Origin of the sequence: Candidatus Hakubella thermalkaliphila, from assembly GCF_013281975.1 — a bacterium.
GTDB lineage: Bacteria > Actinomycetota > Humimicrobiia > Hakubellales > Hakubellaceae > Hakubella > Hakubella thermalkaliphila.
Map to the genome: position 1 here is coordinate 1 of NZ_BLRZ01000115.1, position 5,258 is coordinate 5,258.

Below are 5,258 nucleotides of genomic sequence, written 5' to 3' on the forward strand. Positions count from 1 at the left end.
CATGCACCGCGGCGCACCACGTCGCATGAAAATTGGGTTATTTTCAAGGGAGTAAACCATGAAAGGGCTAATTCTCTCGGGTGGCAAAGGTACCCGCCTGAGGCCCCTGACTCACACCAGCGCCAAGCAACTTATTCCCGTGGCCAACAAGCCCATTTTGTTCTATGGGCTGGAGGCCATGCGGGAGGCGGGAATCACCAGGGTGGGGATCATCGTGGCTGACACCAAAGAGGAGATCATCAGCCATGTGGGGGACGGAAGCGCCTGGGGGCTTGAGGTTACCTACATCGATCAGTCCGAGCCTCTGGGATTGGCTCATGCGGTGCTGACCGCCGAAGACTATCTTAAGGACGATGATCTCTTTGTCATGTACCTGGGGGATAATATTATCAAAGAAGGCTTCAAAAGTCTGGTGGATGAATTTTTGCAAAACCGGCCCAACGCCCAGATTCTCCTGGCCCAGGTCCACGATCCAGAGCGTTTTGGCGTGGCTGAGCTGAGCAACGGGCGAGTGGTACGGCTGATCGAAAAGCCCCAGGTTCCTCCCAGCGGCCTGGCTCTGGTGGGCGTATATATGTTTGACCACAACATATTTACCGCAGCCAAAAGCATAAAGCCCTCCGCCCGGGGCGAGCTGGAAATCACCGACGCTATCCAGTTTCTGATAGATGAGGGCTATGTGGTGGATCCCCATGTGATCAATGGATGGTGGAAGGACACCGGGAAGCTGGAAGATCTCCTAGAGGCCAACCGGATTCTTCTGGATGACCTTGAGACCAGGATAGATGGTTCAGTGGATGAGAGATCCAGGATCATAGGAAAAGTCATCGTGGAGAAGGAGGCCACGGTAGTCAACAGCACCATCCGGGGCCCGGCCATCATAGGAGAGGGCAGCATCATTGAAAACGCCTATGTAGGCCCCTTTACCTCCGTCTATTACAACTCTCTCATCTCTCACAGCGAAATAGAACACAGCATGGTCCTGGAGAACGTAAAACTCTGTAATATTCCCGTGCGCATCGAGGACAGCCTTTTGGGAAAGAATGTGGAAATCATCAAGTCGGATGCCAAACCCAAAGCCTATCGCTTCATGCTGGGGGATAACAGTATGGTGGGATTGGTTTAAAATGCTCTAAGATTCCAGGCCAATCTTAAGACAGGCCGGGGAGACCTGCAGGAGCACGTAAGATAGGTAGACAAAAGTGGAAGTCTAAAGTGAAGGATCCGGTATGATCGACGGCGTCAAAATCAAGAAACTTCGAGTTATCCCCGACGAAAGGGGATTTTTAATGGAAATGCTTCGGAGCGATGATGAGATCTTTGAAAAATTTGGGCAGGTCTATGTTACGGCCGGCTATCCAGGGGTGGTCAAAGGCTGGCACTACCACCGCAAACAGACCGACTATTTCACCGTGGTCAAAGGCATGGCCAAGGTGGTGTTATACGACGGCCGGGAAGGCTCGCCTACCCATGGGGAAATAAATGAGTTTTTCATGGGGGATATGAACCAGATACTTCTGAAAATTCCTCCCCTGGTTATGCACGGCTTCAAAGCCCTGGGGACAGAGCCAGCCTACGTCATTAATTGTCCTACCGAAGTCTACAACTACGAGCAGCCAGATGAATACCGACTGCCCTACGATACTATCGAGATCCCCTATGATTGGGGGATAAAGATGGGGTGAAATACCATAAGATTACTTATGGCTCAACAGTGGGAAAAGAAAGAAGGCCGTTTCCGGCCCTCTTTCTAAAATTGCGGATTCTTGTCCCGTTTGTTTAACGGCGTCTTCTCAAGGCAAGCTTATCCTACCCTTTTCAATTTTAGCTGTCAATACATTTGTCGTATTTTGATTAAATATAGTATCTGGCTCAGGAGGATCAGTTGAAAACTCTACTCATCACTGGCGGAGCTGGATTCATTGGCTCCAATTTCATCCGCTATCTGCTCCAAAAATACGATGACTACAGGATCATAAACTACGACAAGCTCACTTATGCTGGAAACCTGGAAAACTTAAGAGATGTGGAGGACGACTCTCGTTATCAATTCATTAAGGGTGATATCTGTGATGCCCAACTGGTAAACCAGGTCACACAAGAGGTAGATATAATCATCAACTTCGCTGCGGAATCCCATGTTGACCGCTCCATTTTAGACCCGGGCAGTTTCATCCAGACCGATGTCTATGGCACCTACGTGCTTCTGGAGGCAGCCAAAGCCAAAGGTGTGGAGCGCTACCTTCAGATTTCCACCGATGAGGTCTACGGCAGTGTGGAAGAGGGCTCTTTTAAAGAAACAGATCCCCTCAAACCCAACAGCCCCTATTCAGCCAGTAAAGCGGGGGGAGACCTGATCGTGCGGGCCTATCATGAGACCTTTGGGCTACCCACCCTGATCACCCGCAGCTCCAACAACTTTGGTCCCTATCAGTATCCCGAAAAGCTCATCTCCCTCTTTGTTACCAATGCCCTGGATGATCTCCCCTTGCCCCTCTATGGAGATGGCCTGAACGTGCGGGATTGGATCTACGTTTTGGACAACTGTGAGGCCATCGATGTAGTCCTTCATAAGGGAGAGATCGGAGAGATATATAACATCGGTACTGGAAACGAGAAGTCCAATATCTGGATCACTAAAAAGATTTTAGAGATTCTGGACAAGCCGGAAAGCCTGATCCAACCTGTGGCCGACCGTCTGGGTCATGACCGCCGCTACTCTTTAGACTGCTCCAAGATAAGAGCCCTGGGCTGGCAGTCCCAATTTGACCTGGAGCAGGCCCTGGTGGAGACAGTCAGATGGTACGCTGAAAACGAGAAGTGGTGGAGGAGATTGAAAAAGAACGGAAGGTAAGTTGATGAAGATTTATCTTGACAACTGTATTTACAACAGGCTATTCCAAAACTATTTCCAACTCAACGATTAAGATGTTCTAATATGATACGATAGTACTGAAAGACGTAGCCGCTGGGGGAGTAATGGATCGTGAGTTACCCATCGAGATCAGTCCTCACGACTGTGAGCAAATGGTCGACCGCGGTGTCTCAGAAGAAGAAGTTATGGCAGCTATTCGCCGGGGTGAAGCAGAGTCGGCTCAGAAAGGAAGGTTTACGTATCGAAAGAACTTCCAGTTTGGAAAGGTGTGGAGGGGCAGACGGTATGCCATCAAGCAAGTTGCGCCGATTGTAGCGAGAGAATCGGATAGGCTCGTTGTGGTAACGGTCTATGCTTTCTACTTTTAAGAGGTGAGGTGTCATGAAGATAAGTTATGATCCAACAGTGGATGCGCTTTACATTCGGTTTATCGAAGGACCGGCTGAATGCGAGGTTATTCGTCTAAATGATCGCGTGGCAGTAAACATCGGTCCTGGCGAACAGGTTGTGGGGATTGAGGTCCTTGATGCTAGTGAGATGTTGGAAGGTTTAAAAGAACACAAGATCCGCCTGGAAAACCTGGTCGCAGTGTCTTAAATTTGTCTTGTGAAGTGGAGCAAAAAGAAAGAAGGCCGTTTCCGGCCCTCTTTCCAAAATTGCGGATTCTTATCCCGTTCGTTTAACGGCGTCTTGTCAAGGCAAGTTTATTCTACCCTTTTCAATCTTAGCTGTCAATACATCGATTTGTCGTATTTTTGCCAAATTACTTGGGGTGGAGCCGACGGGAGTCGAACCCCCATCATCGCCTTGACAAGACGTTGTTTTACCGTTAAACTACGGCCCCACCAATGACAATTATAGTATATATACCTAAAGATATAAATAATCAATTCATCAAAGCATAATAGTAGATCAGGGAGCTTAAACTTGAAAATTCTCATCACTGGCTCTGCCGGACAACTGGGAAAAGAACTCCTGAAGATATTGCCCGAGAGGCACCAGGTGATCGGGTACGGCCGCGACATGGATGTGACCGACTACGCCCAGGTGGTGGCAAAAGTGGCAGATGCCAGGCCGGATCTGATCATCCACTGCGCTGCTCTCACCAACGTGGACTTCTGCGAGACCAATCCAGAGGTAAACTATCGGGTCAATACTCTGGGGACCGAAAACGTAGCCCTGGCCGCCCAAAAACTCCAGGCCAGTCTGGTATACATTAGCACTGACTATGTCTTTGATGGGGAGAAGGGCTCACCCTACCTGGAATATGATCTTCCCAGGCCCCTGAATCACTACGGTCTGGCCAAGCTGGCTGGCGAAAGGATAATTGAAAGTCTTCTGGACCACTATTTCATCGTGCGAACCTCCTGGCTTTACAACAAGGAGGGCAAGAACTTTGTCAGCGCCATGCTCAGGTTGGCCAAAGAGAAGGATGAGCTCAGGGTGGTCAATGACCAGATCGGCACCCCTACCTATGCTCCGGATCTGGCCCAGTGCATCTCCAAACTAATTGAGACTGACTATTACGGCATCTACCATGCCAGCAACGAGGGCTCCTGTTCCTGGTACGATTTTGCCAGGGAGATCCTGGAGCTGGCTGGGTTCAAGAAGGTAAGGGTGATTCCTATAACCTCCGAGGAGTATGGCAGTCCCACCAAAAGACCCAAATACTCAGTCCTGGATAACTTTTGCTCAAGAGAAAGAGGGATATTTCAGATGCGGGACTACCGCAGTGCCCTCAAGGAGTTCTTCCAATGCTATAATTAGAAGGGGTAAAAATTTAGGTGATGGATTGTTAAAGTCCTTGGGATTTTAGATTTATGATAGCCCATCTCAGAGAAATATTTAAATATAGAGAACTTCTGTTTAACCTGATCAGAAGAGATCTAAAAGTCAAATATCGAGGCTCCATTCTGGGATTTTTCTGGTCTCTTCTCAACCCCATACTAATGACCCTGGTGTATTCTTTTGTCTTTTCCAGGGTAATAAGAGCAGGGATAGAGGATTTCGCCGTATTTTTTATCAGTGTGCTTTTGCCCTGGAATCTGCTGGCTAACTCGGTCAACGGAGGAGTTAACAGTGTGGTTGGTAACAGTGCTCTGATTAGAAAAATATATTTCCCCCGCGAGATATTGCCTTTGTCGGTTGTCTTTTCTAATTTAGCTAACTTTCTACTGGAATTATTAGCCTTGTTTGTCTTTCTTTTGTTTTTTTGTTTTTTTTTTTCCCGTCTTTATTTCTCTGGCCTTTCTTTATTGCCCAACTTCCTCCATTTTCTTTTTTGTGCCCAATTTGCTGAATTTCCCTCCTCCCTTGCTTTTCCTTTCCCCCCCGTGTATCTCCCATTTGATTGTCCTTCAAGCGCTTGTCCTGATAGAGAGTC

Annotated in this window: 7 protein-coding genes; all 7 read left to right on the forward strand. The window is 48.3% G+C overall.

The genetic code is table 11. The annotated features are described in order from the left end of the window. Positions 1-58 precede the first annotated feature (58 nt). On the forward strand, positions 59-1,126 hold the full coding sequence (locus HW443_RS09225) for a glucose-1-phosphate thymidylyltransferase (RefSeq protein WP_176235472.1): 1,068 nt from the start codon (positions 59-61) through the stop codon (positions 1,124-1,126). Positions 1,127-1,229: 103 nt separating this feature from the next. Then, on the forward strand, positions 1,230-1,685 hold the full coding sequence (locus HW443_RS09230) for a dTDP-4-dehydrorhamnose 3,5-epimerase family protein (protein WP_176231722.1): 456 nt from the start codon (positions 1,230-1,232) through the stop codon (positions 1,683-1,685). A gap of 200 nt (positions 1,686-1,885) precedes the next feature. Beyond that, positions 1,886-2,854, forward strand: a complete 969-nt coding sequence (gene rfbB / locus HW443_RS09235; protein WP_176231723.1) for a dTDP-glucose 4,6-dehydratase — start codon at positions 1,886-1,888, stop codon at positions 2,852-2,854. A 125-nt stretch (positions 2,855-2,979) separates the two neighbouring features. Beyond that, on the forward strand, positions 2,980-3,243 hold the full coding sequence (locus tag HW443_RS09240; RefSeq protein WP_176231724.1) for a DUF4258 domain-containing protein: 264 nt from the start codon (positions 2,980-2,982) through the stop codon (positions 3,241-3,243). 13 nt (positions 3,244-3,256) lie between these two features. Further along, positions 3,257-3,472 carry a DUF2283 domain-containing protein gene (locus HW443_RS09245; protein WP_176229253.1) on the forward strand — a complete coding sequence of 72 codons (216 nt, stop codon included), beginning with the start codon at positions 3,257-3,259 and terminating at the stop codon, positions 3,470-3,472. 330 nt (positions 3,473-3,802) lie between these two features. Next, complete coding sequence (gene rfbD, locus HW443_RS09250; protein WP_176231725.1) at positions 3,803-4,642, forward strand: dTDP-4-dehydrorhamnose reductase; 840 nt, start codon at positions 3,803-3,805, stop codon at positions 4,640-4,642. 53 nt (positions 4,643-4,695) lie between these two features. Further along, the coding region (locus HW443_RS13990) for an ABC transporter permease (protein ID WP_176238091.1) at positions 4,696-5,258 on the forward strand (563 nt) is incomplete at its 3' end.

Coding starts and splice junctions, on each gene's coding strand:
- HW443_RS09245 (WP_176229253.1), top strand. CDS start 3,257: ATGAAGATAAGTTATGATCCAACAGTGGATGCGCTTTACATTCGGTTT.
- HW443_RS09240 (WP_176231724.1), top strand. CDS start 2,980: ATGGATCGTGAGTTACCCATCGAGATCAGTCCTCACGACTGTGAGCAA.
- HW443_RS09225 (WP_176235472.1), top strand. CDS start 59: ATGAAAGGGCTAATTCTCTCGGGTGGCAAAGGTACCCGCCTGAGGCCC.
- HW443_RS09230 (WP_176231722.1), top strand. CDS start 1,230: ATGATCGACGGCGTCAAAATCAAGAAACTTCGAGTTATCCCCGACGAA.